Annotated in this window: 20 protein-coding genes; 4 read left to right on the forward strand and 16 right to left on the reverse strand. The window is 69.0% G+C overall.

The features are described 5' to 3' along the window. Nucleotides 1-5 precede the first annotated feature (5 nt). From sulP to K5880_RS05080, 4 genes are read right to left on the reverse strand one after another with little or no spacing between them, the layout of a single operon-like run. On the reverse strand, nucleotides 6-1,736 hold the full coding sequence (sulP, locus tag K5880_RS05065; protein WP_297649438.1) for a SulP family inorganic anion transporter: 1,731 nt from the start codon (nucleotides 1,734-1,736) through the stop codon (nucleotides 6-8). Nucleotides 1,737-1,746: 10 nt separating this feature from the next. Further along, nucleotides 1,747-2,184, reverse strand: coding sequence for a YeeE/YedE family protein (locus K5880_RS05070; RefSeq protein ID WP_297649440.1), 438 nt, complete (start codon nucleotides 2,182-2,184; stop codon nucleotides 1,747-1,749). A gap of 11 nt (nucleotides 2,185-2,195) precedes the next feature. After that, on the reverse strand, nucleotides 2,196-2,633 hold the full coding sequence (locus K5880_RS05075; RefSeq protein WP_297649442.1) for a YeeE/YedE family protein: 438 nt from the start codon (nucleotides 2,631-2,633) through the stop codon (nucleotides 2,196-2,198). Beyond that, on the reverse strand, nucleotides 2,630-2,956 hold the full coding sequence (locus tag K5880_RS05080; RefSeq protein WP_297649444.1) for a metalloregulator ArsR/SmtB family transcription factor: 327 nt from the start codon (nucleotides 2,954-2,956) through the stop codon (nucleotides 2,630-2,632). Before K5880_RS05080 ends, K5880_RS05075 begins: the two co-directional genes overlap by 4 nt. Nucleotides 2,957-3,049: 93 nt before the next feature. Between K5880_RS05080 and K5880_RS05085 the strand changes: the two genes are divergently transcribed. Further along, nucleotides 3,050-3,925, forward strand: a complete 876-nt coding sequence (locus tag K5880_RS05085) for an MBL fold metallo-hydrolase (RefSeq protein ID WP_297649446.1) — start codon at nucleotides 3,050-3,052, stop codon at nucleotides 3,923-3,925. 36 nt (nucleotides 3,926-3,961) lie between these two features. On the opposite strand, the gene K5880_RS05090 is transcribed toward K5880_RS05085, so the two are convergent. Continuing rightward, complete coding sequence (locus K5880_RS05090) at nucleotides 3,962-4,318, reverse strand: hypothetical protein (RefSeq protein ID WP_297649448.1); 357 nt, start codon at nucleotides 4,316-4,318, stop codon at nucleotides 3,962-3,964. A gap of 224 nt (nucleotides 4,319-4,542) precedes the next feature. Between K5880_RS05090 and K5880_RS05095 the strand changes: the two genes are divergently transcribed. After that, entirely contained in the window at nucleotides 4,543-5,100 is a 558-nt protein-coding gene (locus K5880_RS05095; protein ID WP_297649471.1) for a hypothetical protein, read from the forward strand. Beyond that, on the forward strand, nucleotides 5,093-5,584 hold the full coding sequence (locus tag K5880_RS05100; protein ID WP_297649473.1) for a hypothetical protein: 492 nt from the start codon (nucleotides 5,093-5,095) through the stop codon (nucleotides 5,582-5,584). Before K5880_RS05095 ends, K5880_RS05100 begins: the two co-directional genes overlap by 8 nt. 4 nt (nucleotides 5,585-5,588) lie before the next feature. Here the strand turns inward: K5880_RS05100 and pgi are convergent, their stop codons facing one another. The 11 genes from pgi to mutL form a co-directional block, all read right to left on the reverse strand. Further along, nucleotides 5,589-7,163 (reverse strand): glucose-6-phosphate isomerase, encoded by a 1,575-nt coding sequence (gene pgi, locus K5880_RS05105; RefSeq protein WP_297649475.1) that lies wholly within the window; start codon nucleotides 7,161-7,163, stop codon nucleotides 5,589-5,591. Between the two features lie 21 nt (nucleotides 7,164-7,184). Next, nucleotides 7,185-7,823 (reverse strand): bifunctional 4-hydroxy-2-oxoglutarate aldolase/2-dehydro-3-deoxy-phosphogluconate aldolase, encoded by a 639-nt coding sequence (gene eda / locus K5880_RS05110; protein ID WP_297649477.1) that lies wholly within the window; start codon nucleotides 7,821-7,823, stop codon nucleotides 7,185-7,187. A gap of 11 nt (nucleotides 7,824-7,834) precedes the next feature. Then, on the reverse strand, nucleotides 7,835-9,706 hold the full coding sequence (gene edd / locus K5880_RS05115; protein WP_297649479.1) for a phosphogluconate dehydratase: 1,872 nt from the start codon (nucleotides 9,704-9,706) through the stop codon (nucleotides 7,835-7,837). A gap of 148 nt (nucleotides 9,707-9,854) precedes the next feature. Further along, nucleotides 9,855-10,565, reverse strand: a complete 711-nt coding sequence (gene pgl / locus K5880_RS05120; RefSeq protein ID WP_297649481.1) for a 6-phosphogluconolactonase — start codon at nucleotides 10,563-10,565, stop codon at nucleotides 9,855-9,857. Continuing rightward, a complete protein-coding gene (gene zwf / locus K5880_RS05125) occupies nucleotides 10,566-12,041 on the reverse strand; it encodes a glucose-6-phosphate dehydrogenase (RefSeq protein WP_297649483.1) in 1,476 nt (491 codons plus the stop codon). Between the two features lie 156 nt (nucleotides 12,042-12,197). Then, on the reverse strand, nucleotides 12,198-12,848 hold the full coding sequence (locus K5880_RS05130; RefSeq protein ID WP_297649485.1) for an ABC transporter ATP-binding protein: 651 nt from the start codon (nucleotides 12,846-12,848) through the stop codon (nucleotides 12,198-12,200). Next, the gene (gene miaA, locus K5880_RS05135; protein ID WP_297649487.1) at nucleotides 12,845-13,813 is read right to left on the reverse strand and encodes a tRNA (adenosine(37)-N6)-dimethylallyltransferase MiaA; all 969 of its coding nucleotides are present in this window, start codon (nucleotides 13,811-13,813) and stop codon (nucleotides 12,845-12,847) included. The genes K5880_RS05130 and miaA overlap by 4 nt, the downstream gene beginning before the upstream one ends. Nucleotides 13,814-13,818: 5 nt before the next feature. After that, nucleotides 13,819-15,063 (reverse strand): multidrug effflux MFS transporter, encoded by a 1,245-nt coding sequence (locus K5880_RS05140; protein ID WP_297649489.1) that lies wholly within the window; start codon nucleotides 15,061-15,063, stop codon nucleotides 13,819-13,821. A gap of 58 nt (nucleotides 15,064-15,121) precedes the next feature. Further along, nucleotides 15,122-16,015, reverse strand: a complete 894-nt coding sequence (locus tag K5880_RS05145; protein ID WP_297649491.1) for an alpha/beta fold hydrolase — start codon at nucleotides 16,013-16,015, stop codon at nucleotides 15,122-15,124. Between the two features lie 104 nt (nucleotides 16,016-16,119). Then, nucleotides 16,120-17,463 (reverse strand): NADP-specific glutamate dehydrogenase, encoded by a 1,344-nt coding sequence (gene gdhA / locus K5880_RS05150; RefSeq protein ID WP_297649493.1) that lies wholly within the window; start codon nucleotides 17,461-17,463, stop codon nucleotides 16,120-16,122. Nucleotides 17,464-17,626: 163 nt separating this feature from the next. Beyond that, entirely contained in the window at nucleotides 17,627-19,531 is a 1,905-nt protein-coding gene (mutL, locus tag K5880_RS05155; RefSeq protein ID WP_297649495.1) for a DNA mismatch repair endonuclease MutL, read from the reverse strand. A gap of 35 nt (nucleotides 19,532-19,566) precedes the next feature. On the opposite strand from mutL, the gene K5880_RS05160 reads away from it, so the two are divergent. Beyond that, the gene (locus K5880_RS05160; protein WP_297649497.1) at nucleotides 19,567-20,220 is read left to right on the forward strand and encodes a DedA family protein; all 654 of its coding nucleotides are present in this window, start codon (nucleotides 19,567-19,569) and stop codon (nucleotides 20,218-20,220) included. Nucleotides 20,221-20,265 lie beyond the last annotated feature (45 nt).

Below are 20,265 nucleotides of genomic sequence, written 5' to 3' on the forward strand. Positions count from 1 at the left end.
GCTTCTCAGCCCACGTCAGGTGCGAGTTCGCGAACCGCCTGGTAGTGGCTGAGGAAGATCCGGCCGCTGAGTGTGCGCGGGAAGTCCGTGCGCTGCAGGCGGTCCATCACCGGGCCTTTCACTTCGGACAGGTGCAGCTGGATGCCCGCTTCGCGCAGCCGCATGTCGATGGCCTCCAGGCTTTCGAGCGCGCTGGCGTCGATGTCGTTGATGGCCGAGCACTGCAACACCAGATGCTCGAGCCCCGGGTGCCGGGCCACGGCTTCGTTCACGCGGTCTTCCAGCGCGCGCGAGTTTGCGAAGTACAGGCTTTCGTCCACCCGCAGGCCCAGTAGCCGCGGGCTCACCACCACCGCGTGGCGCTGTACGTTGCGGAAGTGTTCGGTGCCGGGCACCAGGCCCACTTCGGCGATGTGCGGGCGGCTGGTGCGGTACAGGTGCAGGGCCAGCGACACGCCCACGCCGACCACCAGACCCGACTCCACGCCCGCCCCGAGGGTGACCACCAGGGTGGACAGCATGGCGATGAAGTCCGGCTTCGAGTAGGCCCAGGTCCGCCTGAAGATGCCGAAATCCACCAAGGACAGCACTGCCACCACGATGGTCGCGGCCAGCGTGGCCTGCGGCAGGTGGAAGAGGGCGGGGGTCAGGAACAGCGAGGCCAGCAGGATGCCTGCCGCCGTGAGCACGCCGGCCAGCGGCGTCTGCGCGCCGGCGTCGAAATTGACCACCGAGCGCGCGAAGCCGCCGGTGACCGGGAAGCCGCCGGTGAAGGCTGCGCCCAGGTTGCTCGCGCCCAGCGCCACCAGTTCCTGGTCGGGATCGATGCGCTGGCGCCGCCGTGCGGCCAGCGTCTGACCCACCGATACCGATTCGACAAAACCCACCACGCTGATCAGCAGCGCCGGCACCAGCAGGGACTGCCACAGCGCCATGTCCCACAGCGGCAGCGTGAAGGGGGGCAGGCCTTGAGGCACAGTGCCCACGGTCTTCACGCCCTGCGCCTGCCACTGCAGGGCCCAGGCCAGCAGCGCCGTGGTGCCGATGGCGGCGATCGGCCCCGCCTTGGCGATCAGGTCGGCGGCGCGTGCCGGCAGGCCCGCGCGCACCAGCAAGGGCTTGAGCCCGCTGCGCACCCAGAACAGGAACACCACGCTGGCCACGCCCACCAGCGCGGTGAGTCCATGCACCTGCTCGATCTGCGACAGCAGCGAGCGGCCCAGTTCGATGAGGTTGTGGCCACCGGCCTGCACGCCCAGCAGCGTCTTGAGCTGGCTGGCCGCGATCAGCAGGCCGGAGGCCGAAATGAAGCCCGAGATCACCGGGTGGCTCAGGAAGTTGGCCAGGAAGCCCAGCCGCAGCAGGCCCATGGCCAGCAGCAGCACGCCCGAAAGAAAGGCGAGGGTGATGGCCACTGCCCACCAGATGTCGCTGCCCGGCGTGGCGTGCTCGCCGATGGCCGCGGCCGTCATGAGCGAGACCACGGCCACCGGCCCCACCGCGAGCACGCGGCTGGAGCCCAGGGCCGCATACAGCAGCAGCGGAGCGATGCTGGCGTACAGCCCGACTTCGGGTGGCAGGCCCGCGAGCAGGGCGTAAGCCAGGCTCTGCGGAATGAGCATGATGGTGACGATGAGCGCGGCCAGGCCGTCGCTCGTCAGGGTGTCACGCCCATAGCCACGCGCCCACTGCCGCGCGGGCAGCGTGGGCAGCCACGCGCTCCATCGGGACATCATGCGGCCTCGCTCAGCGTGCCACCGCACCCGGGCGGTTGAACGAGCGCTCGGCCACCTCGTACAGCGCCATGCCCACCAACATGGCGGCGACGAAGATCGCGGCCTTGACCTCGCCCGAGGCCATGGACACGATCCCCGGCCCCGGGCAGAAACCGGCCAGGCCCCAGCCGGCGCCGAAGGTCAGGCCGCCGAGCACCAGTCGCCGGTCGATCTGGTTCGACTTCGGCAGGTGCAGGGCTCCACCCAGGAAGCTGGTGGTGCGCTTGCGGGCGAGCGCGAAGGCGAAGAAGCCCACGGCGATGGCGCCGCCCATGACGAAGGCGAGCGAGGGGTCCCAGGTGCCGAACAGGTCCAGGAAGCCGAGCACCTTGCCCGGGTCGGTCATGCCCGAGAGCAGCAGGCCCAGGCCGAACAGCAGGCCCACGAAGAATTCGGTGATGCGGTGCATGTGAGAACTCCTTACAGAACGTGGCGGACCACGAAAACCATGACAAAGCCCGCGCCCATGAAGGCGAGTGTGGCCACCAGCGAGCGGGGCGACAGGCGCGAGAGGCCGCACACGCCGTGGCCGCTGGTGCAACCCGAGCCGTAGCGTGTGCCCAGGCCGACGAGCAGGCCGGCCGCCACGATGGCGCCGTAGCCCGCGTCGATCCGGGGAGCCTGCGCGAAGCCCTCGGGCGCGAGCAGGCCGTAGGCCAGGGGCGCGGCCAGCATGCCGAGCAGGAAGGCGATGCGCCAGCCCGCGTCGCCGGACCTGGGCTTGAGCAGCCCGCCCAGAATGCCGCTGATGCCGAGCACGCGGCCATTCAGCAGGATGAAGAGTGCCGAGGCCACGCCCAGCAGGATGCCGCCGGATAGCGAGGCCCAGGGGGTGAAGTTTGTCCAGTCGATGCTCATGTCTTGCTCCGTTTCGTGCCGCAGAACTGTGCGTACAGCACCTGCATCACGGCCAGCGTCCGCGGGCTGTCGAGCAGGTAGTAAATGTGCTTGCCTTCGCGGCGCGTGCTCACCAGCGCTTCGTCGCGCAGAACGGTGAGCTGCTGCGACAGCGTGGGTTGCACGATGCCCAGCAGCTCTTCCAGTTCGCCCACGCGGTGCTCGCCCTGCGAGAGCTGGCACAGGATGAGCAGGCGATCGGGGTTGGAGAGCACCTTCATCAGCCGGCAGGCGTCGGCCGCGGCCGTTCGCATGTCGTCGAGGTCCAGGGTGGTGGAAGTCATGGTGTTTTCTCGTGGTTCAGCATGGTGCATATTCTATTGACAGACAATATATTTGTCAATAGACTATTTGTAGATTAATTGAAGGAGGTCTTCATGAAACCCGGTGCCATTTCTCCGCAAGTCCAGGGCTTTTTCGATCCTGCCACCTGGACGGTGACCTACGTCGTTCACAACGGGCCGGGCAGCGCCTGCGCCATCGTCGACCCGGTGCTCGACTACGACCCCAAGGCCGGCCGCACCGGCCATGGGTCGGCCGACAAGGTCGCGGCCTACGTGCGTGCGAACAGCTTGAAGGTCGAGTGGATCCTGGAGACGCACGCCCATGCCGACCACCTGTCGGCCGCGCCGTACATCAAGTCCCAGCTCGGGGGCCGCATTGCCATCGGCAGCCACATCACCGACGTGCAGAAGGTGTTCAAGGGCATCTTCAACCTGGAGCCGGACTTCCGGCTCGACGGTTCACAGTTCGACCACCTGTTCCAGGACGGTGAAGCCTTCCAGGTGGGTGACCTCACCGGCGAGGTGCTCTACGTGCCCGGCCACACGCCCGCTTGCGTGGCCTACCGCATCGGCGACGCGGTGTTCGTCGGCGACACGCTGTTCATGCCCGACGTGGGAACGGCGCGCTGCGACTTTCCTGGTGGCGACGCGAAGACGCTGTATGCCTCCACGCGCAGGCTGTTGAGCCTGCCGCCCCAGACGCGGCTGTTCATGTGCCACGACTATCCGCCCGGCGACCGCGCGGTGGCCTTCGAAACCACCGTGGCCGAGCAGCGCGCGCACAACATCCATGTGCACGACGGCGTGAGCGAAGAAGCGTTCGTGGCCATGCGCACACGGCGCGACGCCACGCTGGAGATGCCGGTACTGATCCTGCCGTCGGTGCAGATCAATATCCGCGCGGGCCAGTTGCCACCTGCCGAGGACAACGGCATCGCCTACGCGAAGATTCCGCTGAACGTGCTGTAGGGAAGGGGGCTGGTGCTGGCCCCGGTCGGGAGGCGCTCAGCCGCGCCGCTGGCCCTGGCCGCGCTGGAACGACTGCAACTGCGCCCTTGAGATATTGCCTTCGAACAGGGGCGTCAGATCCGACACCGCGGCCAGCGCGCTGGTTTCGTCCCGCTGAAGGCACATGGCTTGCGCGAGGTCGGCACGCAGGAACCACAGCGCCTCGATGCTCGAAGCGTAGCGGATGCGGTTCTCCAGCTGGGGATTGAGTTCGGCGCCACGCACCCCCAGCAGACGCAACATCGATTTCTGAATGAGAACCATGGCCTGGGGGTCGGCTGCCTTGGGCGCGGACTCGGCGTTCGGCGACAGGATCGATGTGAGGCTGCTGAGAAAGGTCTTGACGCTTTGCATGCTTGAGGATGCCTTTCGTGTGAGCCGAACTGGCAGAAGGGTGCGGTACCTGTGCGGAACAAATGGGTTTATACCCGATACCGTATTTTCCCGGCGATTCCACGCGACAACGCGCCCGACAACAGTTCATTCCCGAGCGAAGCGCTGGCGCGGTGCTTGACTTGCTCTGGCCTGCGGGCGTTGAATCCGTCCAGCCCCCTGGCGGGGTCGGACGGGAGGCCTTCATGGGTGCGGCTTGTTACCTTTGTGAACACCAGTACGGCTTGATTCCAGGCCAGAGCGCTGGCGATGCGGTCGGGGCTTGCAAGCTGTGCGGCGTGCTCGCCTGTCTGGCCCACGGCATGCGCGACAAGAGCCGACCCGCCTACGTCTGTGGCTGTTGCGTCGTGGGGCTGCTCACGGTGGCTGCGGGCAAGACCTCGGGCGGTGCGGGTGACTCTCCGGCCGGACCCGGACCCGGAGCCGGGGACGACCGCGATCCGACGGAGGGCACACCCTCCGGTTTCGCCATCTGGGCACAGGGTATCGAGGATGTCGAAGACCTGATCGGTGATCTGGCCGAGGAGCGCTGGACGTGGCTGCGCCATGACGCGACCTACCTGTCCGAACTGCTGGCGGGGCCAGACACGCCAGCCAGCCTGAAGGCCTACGCCAGACCGGGCGCTGCCAGGGCGCGCGCCCTCATGGGAGCGGCCGCCGCGCTCGCGACGCAGCTCAACCTCCCTGAAAGCGAACTTGCGCCTGCGCTGCAGCACGTGGTGCAGGAGGTGCGCCGTGTCTGAGGCACAACTTGTTGTCCGTGCGCTCGGCTCAGGCGCCGAAGCCTCTTTGCCCGAGTACGGCAAAGGGTCCGAACTGGCACGGGCCAGGTACCTGCGCATTGCGCTCAAGGACGATGCGTCCCGCTCGGGGATCTTTGCGGTGAACCCGGTCGTTCGTGCCGGCGCCACGGACGAGATCTTCCTGCTGCCGGGGCAACTGGGCCTGACACACGGTGAGCGCGCGCCGGTGTCGGTGGTGCCTGCGAGTGCGTGGGCCTATCGGCGCGCCCAGCTGTTCACGCCGACGGGCGCACTGGTGCTGGGCGTGCTGTGCACCGCACTGATTTCGGCGGGAATCGATGGTTCGCTGGCCCTGGGCAAACAGGGCCTCGTGCTCGGAACGTTCAAGGCCGCCACGCTGAACGGGCTGGCTGCTGTATCGATGGCCTGCAAGCTGTTGTCCGCCGTCCTGGCTTTTCTGCTGGCCCTGTGGTTCAAGAAGTGACGGCTCAGCCGGGCGCCTTCTCCATCGCCTTGGCCATCGTCTTGCCCAGCTCCACGCCCCACTGGTCGTAGGCGTTGATGCGCCAGATGGCAGCCTGGGTGAACACCTTGTGTTCGTAGAGCGCGATCAGCGCGCCCAGGCGCATGGGGTCCAGGCGGTCCAGCCAGAGCACGTGGCTGGGGATGTTTCCGTCAAAGCTGCGGTGCGGTGCCATCGACCTCGCCTGGGCTTCGTCCAGCCCGTCCTTTTGCAGTAGCGCCTGCGTGTCCTGCAGTGAGCGCCCGCGCGCCATCGCCTCGGCCTGGGCGCGCAGGTTGAGGCTGACCACCGCGTGGTGCGTGGCGGCCAGGGGCAGCGGCGTGTCTTCGTTCTCCACGCCGATGAAATCCACCGGCACGGTGTGCCGGCCCTGGTGGATGAGCTGGAAGTAGGCGTGCTGCCCGTCGATGCCCAGGCCGCCCCAGACAATGGGGCCGGTATCGACCGTGGCGGGGGTGCCGTCGGTGTGCGTGTGCTTGCCGTTGGACTCCATGTCCATCTGCTGCACGAAGGGCGTGAAGCGCACCAGCCGCGAGGCGTAGGGCACGATCAGTTGTGTGGGCAGGCGCAGGAAGTTGCGGTTCCACACCCCGTTGAGGGCCATCTGCACGGGCAGGTTTTGCGCCAGCGGCATGTCGCGGAAATGGGCGTCCATCTCGCGCGCCCCGGCGAGGAAGGCGCGAAACTGTTCTGCGCCGATGGCGATGGCCAGCGGCAGGCCCAAGGCCGACCAGACCGAGTAGCGCCCGCCGACCCAGTCCCAGAACAGGAAGGTGCGTTCGGCCGGATAGCCCAGCTTTGCCGCCTGCGCCGTCGAGGCGGTGATGGCCACCAGGTGCTTCGCCAGGGCATCGGCCGGACAGCCGTTGTCGCTCAGCCAGCGTTGCGCGCTGGCTGCGTTGGTCAGCGTCTCCTGGGTGGTGAAGGTCTTGCTGGAGACGACGAGCAGGGTGCGCTGTGCGTCCAGTCCACGCAGCACGCTCCACAAGGCCCAGGCATCGGGGTTGGAGACGTAGTGCACGCGCACCCCGGGGTGGGCGAGATGGGCCAGCGCGTCGGCCGCCATGCGCGGGCCGAGGTCGGAGCCGCCGATGCCGATGTTCACCACGTCGGTGATGGCCTGGCCGCTGTGCCCGCGCACCGTGCCGGCGCGCAGCGCCTCGGCGAAGTCGCACACCCGCTGCAGCTCGCGCTGCACCTCGGCCTGCACCGCCGCGCCCCAGGGCCCGGTGTGCAGCGGGTCGCCCCGCAGAGCCACGTGCAGCACGGGGCGGTCCTCGGTGGTGTTGATGCGGTCCCCGCGGAACATGGCCTCGCGCTGCGCGGTCAGGCCCGATTGTTCGGCCAGGGCCAGCAAGGCCTGCTCGATCGCGGGCGAGACGCGCTGGCGGCTGGCGTCGAGCGTGATGCCGGCGGCGCGCAGCGTCATGCGGGCAGCCCGGCCGGTATCGGTGGCCAGCAGGTCGCGCAGGTGGGGCTGCGTGGCGCGGGCCAGTGATTCGAGTTGTTTCCAGGCGGACAGTTGGGTGGGTGCGCTCATGGGTGCTCCGTTCGCCCGGGTTCAAACGCCTGTCGCAAGGGCGGTCGCCTCGCGCGCGAGCTGGGTGATGCGCTTCCAGTCGCCGTCGCGCAGCGCGTCCGATGGCGTGAGCCAGGAGCCACCGGCCATGGCCACGTTGGGCAGGGTCAGCATGGCGCGCAGGTTCTCTGTGCTCACACCGCCGGTGGGGCAGAAGCGCACGTCGGGCAGAGGCGCGCCCAGTGCCTTGAGCATGGCGATGCCGCCAGCCTGCGCGGCAGGAAAGAGTTTCATCAGCGTGAAGCCATGGTCGCGCGCCTGCATCACTTCGCCCGGTGTCATCACGCCGGGAATGAAGGGCAGGGCAGCCTTGCGCACCGCCTCCACCAGCGCAGCGGTGCAACCCGGCGACAGCGCGAATGCCGCGCCGGCAGAGGCAACCTGCGACACCTCGGCCGCGCGGGTGACGGTGCCCGCGCCCAGGTGCATCTGCGGCACGGCGCGCGCCACGGCCTCGATGGCCTGCAGCGCCACGCCCGAGCGCAGGGTGATCTCCATGACGTCGATACCGCCTTCGAGCAGGGCGTGGGCAAGGGGCACCGCGTGCGCGGCGTCCTTGAGCACGATCACGGGCACGACGCGGGATTTGAAGGCAGGGCGGGAGAAACAGGTGGTGGTCATGGTGTCTGGGTTCAGCCGGAGTGGGTTTCAACGAGAGCAGCGGGGAGATGTTCCGGCAGCGCGCCGAACAGGGGGGACGCGCCCGATTCGGCGGCGCTGGCCTGCTGCCGGAACAGGCCGAACAGTTCGCGACCGCTGCCATGCCCGTTGCCGCTGAGGTCGGGGTGGCTGATTTTGCGACGGGCCATGGTCCTGGCGTCGACTTCCAGTTCGAGCACACCGCGTTCGCAGTCGAGCGTGATCCAGTCGCCATCGCGCACACTCGCGATCGGTCCGTTGGCCAGGGCCTCGGGCGTGAGGTGGATCGCCGCGGGCACCTTGCCCGAGGCGCCAGACATGCGGCCGTCGGTGACCAGCGCCACCTTGAAGCCCTTGTCCTGCAGCACCGCCAGCGGTGGCGTGAGCTTGTGCAGCTCGGGCATGCCGTTGGCGCGCGGGCCCTGGTAGCGCACCACGGCCACCAGGTCGCGTTCGAGCTTGCCGGCGTTGAACAGCGCGAGCAGGTCCTGCTGGTCGCTCACCACGACGGCTTGCGCGCGCACGACGCGGTGCTCGGGCTTCACGGCCGAGACCTTGACCACGCTGCGCCCCAGGTTGCCCTGCAGCAGCCGCAGCCCGCCGTCGGCGCTGAACGGGTCGCTGACCGGGCGCAGCACGGCCGTGTCGCCGCTGTGTTCGGGCACCGGGCGCCAGGCGAGCTGGCCGTTGTCGAGCCAGGGTTCGCGCACGTAGGCGTCCAGGCCCGGGCCCATCACGGTGTCCACGTCGGGGTGCAGCAGGCCGGCGCCGAGCAGTTCCTTCATGAGAAAGCCCATGCCGCCGGCGGCATGGAAGTGGTTCACGTCGGCGCTGCCGTTGGGGTACACGCGCGCCAGCAGCGGCACCGCGTGCGAGAGTTCGGCGAAATCGTCCCAGTCGATCAGCACGCCGGCCGCGCGCGCCATGGCCACCAGGTGAAGCGTGTGGTTGGTGGAACCCCCCGTGGCCAGCAGGCCGACGATGGCGTTGACCAGGCTCTTCTCGTTCACGATGTCGGCCAGGCAGAGCGCGGGTTCGCCGGTGCGCCCGGTGTTGGCCAGGGCGCGCTTGACCGCGCCAAGCGTGAGCGCGTCGCGCAGCGGCGTGCCGGGGTTGACGAAGGAGGCGCCCGGCAGGTGCAGCCCCATGATCTCCATCAGCATCTGGTTGCTGTTGGCCGTGCCATAGAAGGTGCAGGTGCCGGGGCTGTGGTAGGCCTGCGACTCGGATTCGAGCAGTGCCTCGCGCCCGACCAGGCCCTGCGCGTACTGCTGGCGCACCTTGGCCTTGGCATCATTCGACAGGCCCGAGGTCATGGGACCGGCGGGCACGAACACCGCGCTGAGGTGGCCAAACTGCAGCGCGCCCATGAACAGGCCGGGCACGATCTTGTCGCAGATGCCGAGGAACAGCGCGGCGTCGAACACGTTGTGCGACAGCGCCACGGCGGTGGACAGCGCGATCACGTCGCGCGAGAACAGCGAGAGCTCCATGCCGGCTGCACCCTGGGTGATGCCGTCGCACATGGCGGGCACGCCGCCGGCGACCTGCACGGTGGCGCCGAGCGTGTGCGCGTGGTCGCGGATCTTCTGCGGGTAGGTCTCGTATGGCTGGTGCGCCGAGAGCATGTCGTTGTACGCCGTGACGATGCCGATGTGGGGCGCGCGCTCGGCGTGGATCTGCAGCTTGTCGGCCAGCGGCAACGCGGCCGTCGTATGGGCCATGTTGGCGCAGCCCATGCCGGTGCGCTGTGTGCCGGTCTTGCGCTGCGCGGCCATGGCCGCGAGGTAGCTGGAGCGCGTGGCCGCGCTGCGTTCGGTGATGCGCCGCGTGACGCGGTCCAGGGTGGGGTTCAGATCGTTCATGGTTTCAATTTCGCAGAAAGCGGTTGCGTGAGACGGCATGACCCAGGGGCAGCCAGGGTCCAGCTCCGCCGGCCCGAGCTGCCGCCCCCCCTCCCGCCAAAGGCGAGAGAGGGGGGAGAGGCGAAGCGGCGCGGGGGGTGTTTCATGGTCATGCCAGCCAGACACTGACGGGCGTGAGGTGCTGGTCCAGCACCAGCGAGACCGGCAGGCTCTCGTCGGCGGTCAGGCGGGCCTGCTGGTAGACGGCGAGCTTGCTCGCGCCGGTGATCGAGAGCGCCAGCTCGCGCGTGGCCAGCAGGGCGGGCAGGGTGAGGGTGAGGCGCGCGTGCGGTGCGCGCGAAGCCGTGGCCGGGCGCAGCCAGGTGACCGGGCCGCTGCCGTGCAGCGCCCGGGCCAGGCCCGGCGCGCCCGGAAAGATCGAGGCGGTGTGGCCGTCCTCGCCCATGCCGAGCACGGCCACATCCATGGGCCAGGGCTGCGCGGCCAGCCGCTGGTTGGCGGCGTCGGCCAGGGTTTGCAGCGCGGCATCGTCGAGCGTGGCCGGCAAGGAGTCGAAGAACGGCACGAAGATGGCCTGCGCCGCCGCGCCCTGCAGCAGGTGGGTGCGCACCAGCGCGGTGTTGCTGTCGGCGTGCTCGTGCGGCACGCAGCGCTCGTCGACCAGCAGCACGGTGACCCGCGCCCACTCCAGCGGTTGCTGGCGCAACTGCTCGAACATCGCCACCGGCGACTTGCCCCCCGATACTGCCAGCACCGCATGACCGCGCACCGTGACGGCCTCGCGCAGCCGACGCGCCACATGGCGCGCGAGCTGCTGCGCCAGTTCGTGCGGGCTGTTGCAGGGGTGTTCAAGCCGCATTCAGGCCTCCTCGACCCAAGCCGAACCTTCGCGCGCCATCAGGGCCGACGAGGCCGCGGGCCCCCAGCTGCCGGCGGTATAGGGACGGGGTTTCTCGCGCAGGTTGCTCCAGCCGTCGAGGATGGGCTCGACCCAGGTCCAGGCGGCTTCGAGTTCGTCGCGCCGCATGAAGTGGGTCAGGCGGCCCTTGATCACGTCCATCAGCAGGCGTTCGTAGGCTTCGGCGCGGCGCGCGCTGAAGGCCGATTCGAGGTCCAGGTTCAGGCTTACCGGACGCAGGCGCATGCCGCTGCCGGGCTCCTTGGCCATCATCTGCAACTGCACGTGTTCCTCGGGCTGCAGGCGGATCATGAGGCGGTTGACCGGCTGGCGCGGCGCGTCCGGGAAGATGGTGTACGGCAGGTCGGCGAACTCGATCACGATCTCCGAGCGGCGCTCGGCCATGCGCTTGCCGGTGCGCAGGAAGATCGGCACGTTGGCCCAGCGCCAGTTGTTGATGTGCGCGCGCAGGGCGACGAAGGTCTCGGTGGTGCTGTCGGCGGGCACGTTGGCTTCCTGCAGGTAGCCGGCAGCCCTGTCGCCGTTGGACGCGCCGGCGGTGTACTGGCCGCGCACCGTGTCGCGCGCCACGTCGGCTTCCGTCATGGGGCGCAGCGAGCGCAGTACCTTGAGCTTCTCGTCCCGCACGGCGTCGGGGTCAAGCGAAACCGGCGGCTCCATGGCGACGATGCACAGCAGCTGCAGCAGGTGGTTCTGAACCATGTCGCGCAGTGCGCCGGTGCCGTCGTAGAAGCCGGCTCGGCTGCCCACGCCCACCGACTCGGCCACGGTGATCTGCACGCTCTTGATGTAGGGGCTGCGCCAGAGCGGCTCGAAGATGGTGTTGCCAAAGCGCAGCACCATCATGTTCTGCACCGTTTCCTTGCCCAGGTAGTGGTCAATGCGGAAGGTCTGCGCCTCGCTGAAATAACGGCCGACCTCATCGTTGATGGCGCGCGCCGAGGCCAGGTCGTGGCCCAGGGGCTTTTCCAGCACCACACGGGCGCGTTCGTCGATCAGGCCCGCGCCATGCAGGTGCGCGCAGATGCCGGTGAACAGCGTGGGTGCGGTGGCCAGGTAGTACACGCGGTCGGAGCCGGGCTGCATCGCCGTGGCCAGGCCCGTGAAGTCTTCGGCCCGCGTGGCGTCCAGGCACACATAACCGAGCCGGTCCACGAAGCCGCGCCAGGCCACCTCGTCCAGGGTTTCGGGCGCGATGAAGCCGCGCACCTTGTCGTTGATGAAGGCGGTGAAGGTCTCGCGGTCCCAGGGCTGGCGGCCCAGCGCGTGGATGCGCGTGGCCTCGGGCAGGTTGTGGTGCAGGTGCGCCATGTAGAGCGCGGGCAGCAGCTTGCGCACCGAGAGGTCGCCCGCGCCACCGAAGATCACCAGGTCAAGCGGTTCGACAGGGGCGGGAGAGGGGGTCGATGTGGCCATGAATCTAATTTAGTTACTTGCTGTTTTTGGATTTTATTGTAATCAAGTTACATGGCGGTTTCTTTCTGCGCCCGCCAGTGCGCCACCTTACCCCGATGCTGCGCGCCTTGCACGCGCGGGGCGCAACCGTGTGTGGCCTCTTTCAGGCCCGAGGCGCTACGCGGCCTGCAAGCCCGTGGCGGTGAGGTGCAGCACGCGCTGCGCGCGCGAAGCCGCCGATGCGGAGTGCGTGACCAGCACCAGGGCCGCGCCACTGCCGCCCGCCTGCTGCTGCAGCACGTCCATCACCTGCGCGGCGGTGGACGGATCGAGGTTGCCGGTGGGCTCGTCGGCCAGCAGCAGGCTGGGCCGGTGCACCAGCGCGCGCGCGATCGCCACGCGCTGCAACTGGCCACCCGAGAGCTCGGCCGGCAGGCGCGCGCCGAGTTCGCCCAGGCCCACGGCCTCCAGCATCTGCCGCACGCGCGCGGCGTCGGGCCGGCCCAGCAGCAGCAGGGGCAGGCCCACGTTCTGCGCCACGTCCAGGTGCGGCAGCACGTGGAAGGCCTGGAAGACGAAGCCCAGGTGCTCGCGCCGCCAGTGCGCGCGCTGCGTGTCGTCCAGGGTGCCGAGGTCCACGCCGTCGTGCGTGACCGTGCCCTCGCTCCAGTCGTCGAGCGCGGCCAGGCAGTTGAGCAGGCTGGACTTGCCCACGCCCGATTCGCCCACGATGGCGATGAACTCGCCGGGTTCGACGGCGAGACTCACACCGCTGAACACCGGCGTGTCGCCGTAGCGCTTGCCCAGGCGGTCGACGACAAGGCTCATGCCGGTGATCCCAGCCGCTCCCCGACCGCGCGCAGCACCTGCGCCAGCGCATCGGGCGCGTCGCAGGCGATCACGCGGCGCTGCGGCATGGAGCGCAGCCAGGTGAGCTGGCGCTTGCCGAGCTGGCGCGTGGCGGCGGTGCTCAGCTCGCGCAGTTCGTCGAGGTGTTCGCGCGTGAGCGCGTCGCCGTGCGCGGCCAGCATGTCCCAGGCCTGGCGGTAGCCCACGCAGCGCATCGACGGCAGTTCGGTGGAGAGGTCGCCGCGCGCGCGCAGGGCGCGCATCTCGTCGAGGAAGCCGCTGGCGAGCATGTCGTCGAAGCGCTGCGCGATGCGCGCATGCAGCCAGCTACGGTCCTGTGGTTCCAGCGAGATCAGGTCGCCGGGCACGAGCGGGCTGGCCGGGTTGTGCGTGCGACCGGTCTGGAAGCTGGAGATCGGCTGGCCCGATACCTCGAAGACCTCGAGCGCGCGCTGGATGCGCTGCGAATCGTTGGGTGGCAGGCGCGCGGCGGTGGCCGGGTCCACGCGCGCGAGCTCGGCGTGCAGCGCGGGCCAGCCCTGTGCCCGCGCACGGGCTTCGATGGCCTCGCGCACCGTGGCGTCGGCCTGCGGCATGTCGTCCAGGCCCACCAGCAGGGCCTTGAAGTACAGCATGGTGCCGCCCACCAGCAGCGCGGTGCGCCCGCGCGCTGCGATCTCGTCCACCAGGCGCGTGGCGTCGCGCACGAAGTCGGCCGCGCTGTAGCTCTGCAGCGGGTCGAGGATGTCGATCAGGTGGTGCGGCACCTGCGCGCGCTCCGCGGCCGTGGGCTTGGCGCTGCCGATGTCCATGCCGCGGTAGACCAGGGCCGAATCGACGCTCACGATCTCCACTGGCCAGCGCTGCGCGATGGCCAGCGCAGCCGCGCTCTTGCCGCTGGCCGTGGGGCCGGCCAGGGCGATGCAGCGCGGTGCGGGGGCCATGGCGGTCAGGTCGGCGCCAGGCGCTGCGGCGCGCCCTGGGTCTCACCGAAGCGCTGCACCAGCGTCCAGGCGACGGCGGCGATGAGCACGCTCCAGAACCACAGGCCGTTGGTCAGCGGCAGCACGCTGTCGGCGCCCGCCAGGCTCACACCGAGCCAGCCGCCCATGCCGAAGGCCGCGGCCATCGAAAGAAAACCACTGAGCGCCGAGGCCGCGCCGGCAGCCTGCGGGAACGGGCCGACCGCGCCGCTCTGGCCGCAGGGCTGGTGCACACCGTGGGCCAGCGTGAAGAGCCAGAACGGCAGCATGATGGCCCAGGTGTTGTGCACGCCCAGCAGGCCGAGCAAGCCCATGGATGTGCCGGCGGTCAGGGTCATGGCGCCCGCAATCGCCACGGTGCGCCGCAACCCTACGCGCGGCAGCAGGTGGCGGCAGAGGAAGGTGCCGAGGATGTAGGTGAGCGACATGCTGAACATCAGCAGGCCGTAGCCGGTGGTGGACACACCGAGCACGCGGATGAACACGAAGGACGAGGCCGCCAGGAAGGTGAACAGGCCACCGTAGGACGCGGTGGACAGCAGCGAGAACGCCCAGAAGGTCGGGTGGCGCATGATCTGCGCCCAGGTGGACAGCATGGTGCGCGGCTGCAGCGCGCGCGGGTTCTTCTGCGGCAGGGTTTCCTCGAAGCGCCAGGCCACCACGGTCAGCGCGATGGCACCGAACACCGCCAGCGAGAGCAGCGAGACGCGCCAGCCGAACAGGTCGGACAGCAGGCCGCCGGTGGGGGATGCGGCACAGGCGATCACGCCCAGGCCGGTGAGGCCCTTGGACATGACGCGCGCGCCCTCGCTGGGCGCGTACAGGTCGCGCACGATGGCGCGCGCGCACATCACGCCCGCGCCCATGGCCACGCCCTGCAACGTGCGCCAGACGATGAGCTGCTCCATTGACGGCGCGAACACGGCGCCCACCGACGCCACCACGAAGCCCGTCATGCCCACGAGCAGGATGGGTCGGCGGCCGAAGCGGTCCGACAGCGGGCCCCAGACCAGTTGCGACAGACCAAAGGCCAGCAGCAGCGCGGTGAGCGTGAGTTGCGCCTGCGACATGGGCGCGCCAAAGCCCGCGGTGAGAGCGGGCAGGGCAGGCAGGTAGAGGTCGGTGGCGATCGGCTGCATGCCCAGCAGCAGGGACAGGACGAGCACGATCAGGCCCGGCGACATGGCGGAAGCGGTTGGCGTGGAGGGCATCCGGTCGAGGGTAGCAGAACACCCCTCGGCCCCGAGCCCGCGGGATCGGAACAACCGCCTACTGCGCGATCGCGTCCGCCGCGTTCACCACGTCCAGTGCGGCCGGCTCGTCGCGCAGGCCGAACAGGTCGGCCAGTGCCACACGGTATTGCGCCTGGCCGACCGAGTTGGTGTTGTGGTGCGAGCCCCCCTCGACCAGCACGAAGGCCTTGCGGCCAGTGGCGGCCTCATACAGCCGGCGCCCCAGCGCGGGATGGATCAGTCGATCCTCGCCGCCGTGCACGACCAGCAGCGGTGAACCGATGTCGGGCACGCGCTTGACGGCCTCGAAGCGCTGCGTGATCAGCAGCGAGACCGGCAGCCAGCCCCACTTGAAGGTGCTGACGACGTCGGCGATGGACGTGAAGGTGCCTTCGACCAGGGTGCCGGCCTCGTCCTGCACGCGTGCCGCGAGCTCGATGGCGATGGCGCCGCCGAGCGAATGGCCGAAGATGTAGCGTGGCCGGTCGGGGTACTTCTCGCCCAGCCAGTCCCAGGCCGCGCGCGCGTCCTCGTAGGCCGTGTCCTCCGACGGCAGCTCGTTGGTGCTCTGGCCGAAACCGCGGTAGTCGATGGCGAGCACCGAGAAACCCAGCTCCTGCATGCGCCGGGCCCGGAAGGCCGAGCCGATGACGTTGAAGCGCGCGCCATGCAGGTAGAGCAGCACCGGCGCATCCGCGCGGCGCGCGAAGTCCTCGTGGGCTGCCCACAGCCCGTGCAGCTTGACCGGCTTGCTGGTGGTGGGCTCGGTGTAGTGAATCCACACCTCGTCCATGCTCTGGGCCGCGTAGGTGCCGCCGGACCAGCTGCGGTCCGAGGGCTGGAAGATCCATGCGCGCTGCCGTTCATCCAGCGTCGCGCATCCGGCCAGCAGGGCCAGGGCGGCAAGCACGGTGGCGATGAGACGCTTCATGGCGGTGATGGATGCACCCGGACGGGGAAAAGTTCAGGTCCTTTTCCCGATGGTGCAGTTTCCATGCCACCGCTGGCGTCGGGTCAAACCCTCGCCGCTGTGCCTCAGATCACCCCTTGTGCCAGCATCGCGTCGGCCACTTTCACGAAGCCGGCGATGTTCGCGCCGTCCACATAACTCACCGAACCGTCGGCACGGCGTCCATGGCGCGCGCAGGCCTCGTGGATGCCGACCATGATGGTGTGCAGGCGCGCATCGACTTCGTCGCGCGGCCACGACAGGCGCATCGCGTTCTGGCTCATTTCCAGGCCGGAGGTGGCCACGCCGCCGGCGTTGCTGGCCTTGCCGGGCGCGTACAGCACGCCGGCATCCTCGAAACGCTGCGCGGCTTCCATGGTGGTGGGCATGTTGGCGCCCTCGGCCACGCAGACCACACCGTTTCGGATCAGCGTGGCGGCGTCATCGGCATCCAGTTCGTTCTGCGTCGCACACGGCAGGGCCACGTCCACCGGGACGGCCCAGGGTTTCATGCCGGGTTCGAAACGCGCATGGGTGCGCCGGGCATAGTCGCTCACGCGGCCGTACAGGTGGTTCTTCACCTCCATCAGCTCGGCCAGCTTGGCCGGGCTGAAGCCTTCTTCGTCGATCACCGTGCCACTGGAGTCGGACACCGTGACCACCTTGGCGCCCAGCGCCATGGCCTTTTCCACCGCGTACTGCGCCACGTTGCCCGAGCCGGAGACGCTGACGCGCAGGCCCTGGAAGCTTTTGCCCTGCTGCTTGAGCATTTCCTCGGCGAAGTACACCGTGCCGTAGCCCGTGGCCTCGGGGCGGACCAGCGAGCCGCCGAACGACAGGCCCTTGCCGGTGAAGACGCAGTCGGCGCGGTTGCTGAGCTTCTTCATCATGCCGGCCATGAAGCCGACCTCGCGCCCGCCCACGCCGATGTCGCCCGCGGGCACGTCGGTGTCGCTGCCGACGTGGCGGAACAGTTCGCTCACCAGCGCCTGGCAGAAGCGCATCACCTCGCCGGGGCTCTTGCCCTTGGGGTCGAAGTCGGAGCCGCCCTTGCCACCGCCCATGGGCAGGGTGGTGAGCGCGTTCTTGAAGGTTTGCTCGAACGCGAGGAACTTGAGGATGGACAGGTTCACCGAGGGGTGGAAGCGCATGCCGCCCTTGTAGGGACCGATGGCCGAACTGTGCTGGATGCGGTAGCCGCGATTCACCTGCACGTCACCGTGGTCGTTGACCCAGGAGACGCGGAACATCACCACGCGCTCGGGTTCGACGAGCCGATCAAGCAGGCCGTGTTCGGCGTACCGGGGGTGGGCAGCGATGAAGGGCCAGAGGCTTTCCATCACCTCGGTGACGGCCTGGTGGAATTCGGGCTGCCCCGGGTTCTGTTGTGCGACGTGTTCCAGGAATTGGTGGGCCGATGTGTATTTCATGTGTCTCATGCGTCAAAAAGGTGCATGAGATTATGTGCAGTCCGCATTTCGCGACCCAAAACGCCCTGTTCTGAAGCGTTCCGACGGGGTGCTTGCCCGAAATCTGATCCAGGGCGGTGCCGGTGCGGGGTGTCGGCCCGTTGATGTCCCGTTCTGGTGCGCCTCAGCGCCCGCGCAGGAACAGCGCGTCCAGCTCCCGCATGCCCATCTGGCGCCAGGTCGGGCGGCCGTGGTTGCACTGGTCGGAGCGCTCGGTCACTTCCATCTGGCGCAGCAGCGCGTTCATCTCGTCGAGGGTGAGGCGCCGGTTGGCGCGCACCGCGCCGTGACAGGCCATGGTGGCCAGCAGTTCGTTGCGCGCGCGCTGCACCACGGTGCTGGCCTCGTGCTGGCCCAGCTCGGCGAGCACACTGCGCGCCAGTTCCACCGGGTCGCCCTGCGCCAGGGTGGTGGGCACGGCGCGCACGGCCAGGGTTTTGGGCGAAAGCGCAGTCACTTCCAGACCCAGCGTGGCCAGCACCTCGGCGCAGCTCTCGGCCGTGGCCACTTCGTCGGGCGTGGCGGCAAAGGTGGCGGGAATCAGCAGCGGCTGGCTGCTGACCTGCTGGTCGTCGAGCTGCTGCTTGAGCCGCTCGTAGACGATGCGCTCGTGCGCGGCGTGCATGTCCACCACCACCAGGCCGTGGGCGTTCTCGGCCAGGATGTACACGCCCTGCAACTGCGCGATGGCGCGGCCCAGCGGCCAGTCGCCTTCGGGCAGGGGTTGGGCGAGGGCGGCGACTGGCTCAGCCCGAACGGCTGTTTTCTCGGGCGCGACTTCCAACGCCGTCCGGACTGAGTCTGTCGAAACCCCTCCAGATCCGTAGGCCCACAAAGCCCCCACATCACTCACCCGGTGCCCCACTTCCGCCTCACGCGGTGCAAACGAAAACGGTGCCTGCCGTGCCGGTGGTGTCCAGGCCGGTGCAACCGGTACGGCCGGTGTTTCGACGGCAGCACCCGAGCGTGGCACCGCCAGTGCGGCTTCGACCGCACGGTGCACGCCCTGGTGCACCTCGCGGCTGTCGCGAAAGCGCACCTCGATCTTGGTCGGGTGCACGTTCACGTCCACGCGTGCCGGATCGAGCGAGACGAACAGCGCGTAGACCGGCTGGCGGTGGCCGTGCAGCACGTCCTCATAGGCGCTGCGCGCGGCGTGCGTGATGACCTTGTCGCGCACATAGCGGCCGTTCACATAGGCGAACTGCCAGTCGGCGCGCGAGCGCGCCGCATCGGGCACGCCGGCAAAGCCCCACACGCGCAGGCGCTGCGGCTGCCCGTCGCCGTCGTCGGGCGCGTCCACGGGCCAGTCCAGCGCCACGGCCTGCTGCACGAAGTCCTCGCCCAGCACATCGGCCAGGCGCTGGCGCAGCGCGTCCATGCCGCCGCCGGGCGCGGCGCGCCACTGCGCCACCAGTTTGCCGTCGTGCCAGATGGCAAAGCCCACGTCGGGCCGCGCGAGTGCGTGGCGGCGCACGGCTTCGATGCAGTGGCCGAGTTCGGTGGCGTCGGTCTTGAGGAACTTGCGCCGCGCCGGCGTGGCGAAGAACAGCTCGCGCACCTCCACCGTGGTGCCGGGCGCACGCGCCGTGGGCTGCAGCTCGCCGCTGCGCCCGTCGAGCAGCCAGCCATGGAGTTCGTCGGGGCTGTCCACGCGCGTGAGCAGCGAGACCTCGGCGATCGAGCAGATCGCGGCCAGCGCCTCGCCGCGAAACCCCATGGTGCCCACCGATTCGAGGTCGGCCAGGCTGGTGATCTTGCTGGTGGCGTGGCGCTTGAGCGCGTTCGGCAACTCGCTGCGCAGGATGCCGCAGCCGTTGTCCTCCACGCCGATCAGCCGCACGCCGCCGGCCTGCAGGCGCACCGTGATCTGGGTGGCGCCAGCGTCCAGTGCGTTGTCCACCAGCTCGCGCACCACCGAGGCCGGGCGCTCCACCACTTCGCCGGCCGCGATCTGGCTGACCAGTTCGTCAGGGAGTTCGCGGATGGGGCGGCGGGGTGGGGGGCTGAGGACAGAAAGGCGTGTCACAGGCAAATTGTAGGCCGCAGGGATAATGCGCCTCCATGGAAATCCTTGCCTTCCTCATCGACTTCATCCTGCATGTGGACCAGCACCTGCAGACCTTCGTGCAGAACTACGGCGCCTGGGTCTATGCCCTGTTGTTCCTCATCATCTTCACAGAGACCGGCGTGGTGGTCATGCCTTTCCTGCCGGGCGATTCGCTGCTGTTCGTGGTTGGCACGCTGTGCGGCGCGGGCCTCATGAGCCTGCCGCTGGCCATGGCGCTGCTGGTGGCCGCGGCCATCCTGGGCGACCAGACCAACTATTCCATCGGCCGCTACTTCGGCCCCAAGGTGTTCCAGTGGGAGAACTCGCGCCTGTTCAACAAGAACGCCTTCAACCAGGCGCACGCCTTCTATGAGCGCTATGGCGGCATCACCATCATCCTGGCGCGCTTCATGCCCTTCATCCGCACCTTCGCGCCCTTCGTGGCCGGTGTGGCGGAGATGACGCGCACCAAGTTCACCGCCTACAACGTGATCGGTGCGCTGATCTGGGTGGTGGGCCTGACGGCCGCGGGCTACTGGTTCGGCAACCTGCCCTGGGTCCAGCAGAACCTGAGCAAGATCATCTGGGCCATGATCATCATTCCCGGCCTGATCGCGATCTACGGCGGCTGGAAGGCCAGCCGCGAGGCGAAGCGCAACCCGGCCTGAAGGCCACAGGAGACTTCCAGTCCATCCGATGCCACGCGGTGCGTG

It is taken from the genome of Hydrogenophaga sp., assembly GCF_025699295.1.
GTDB lineage: Bacteria > Pseudomonadota > Gammaproteobacteria > Burkholderiales > Burkholderiaceae_C > Hydrogenophaga.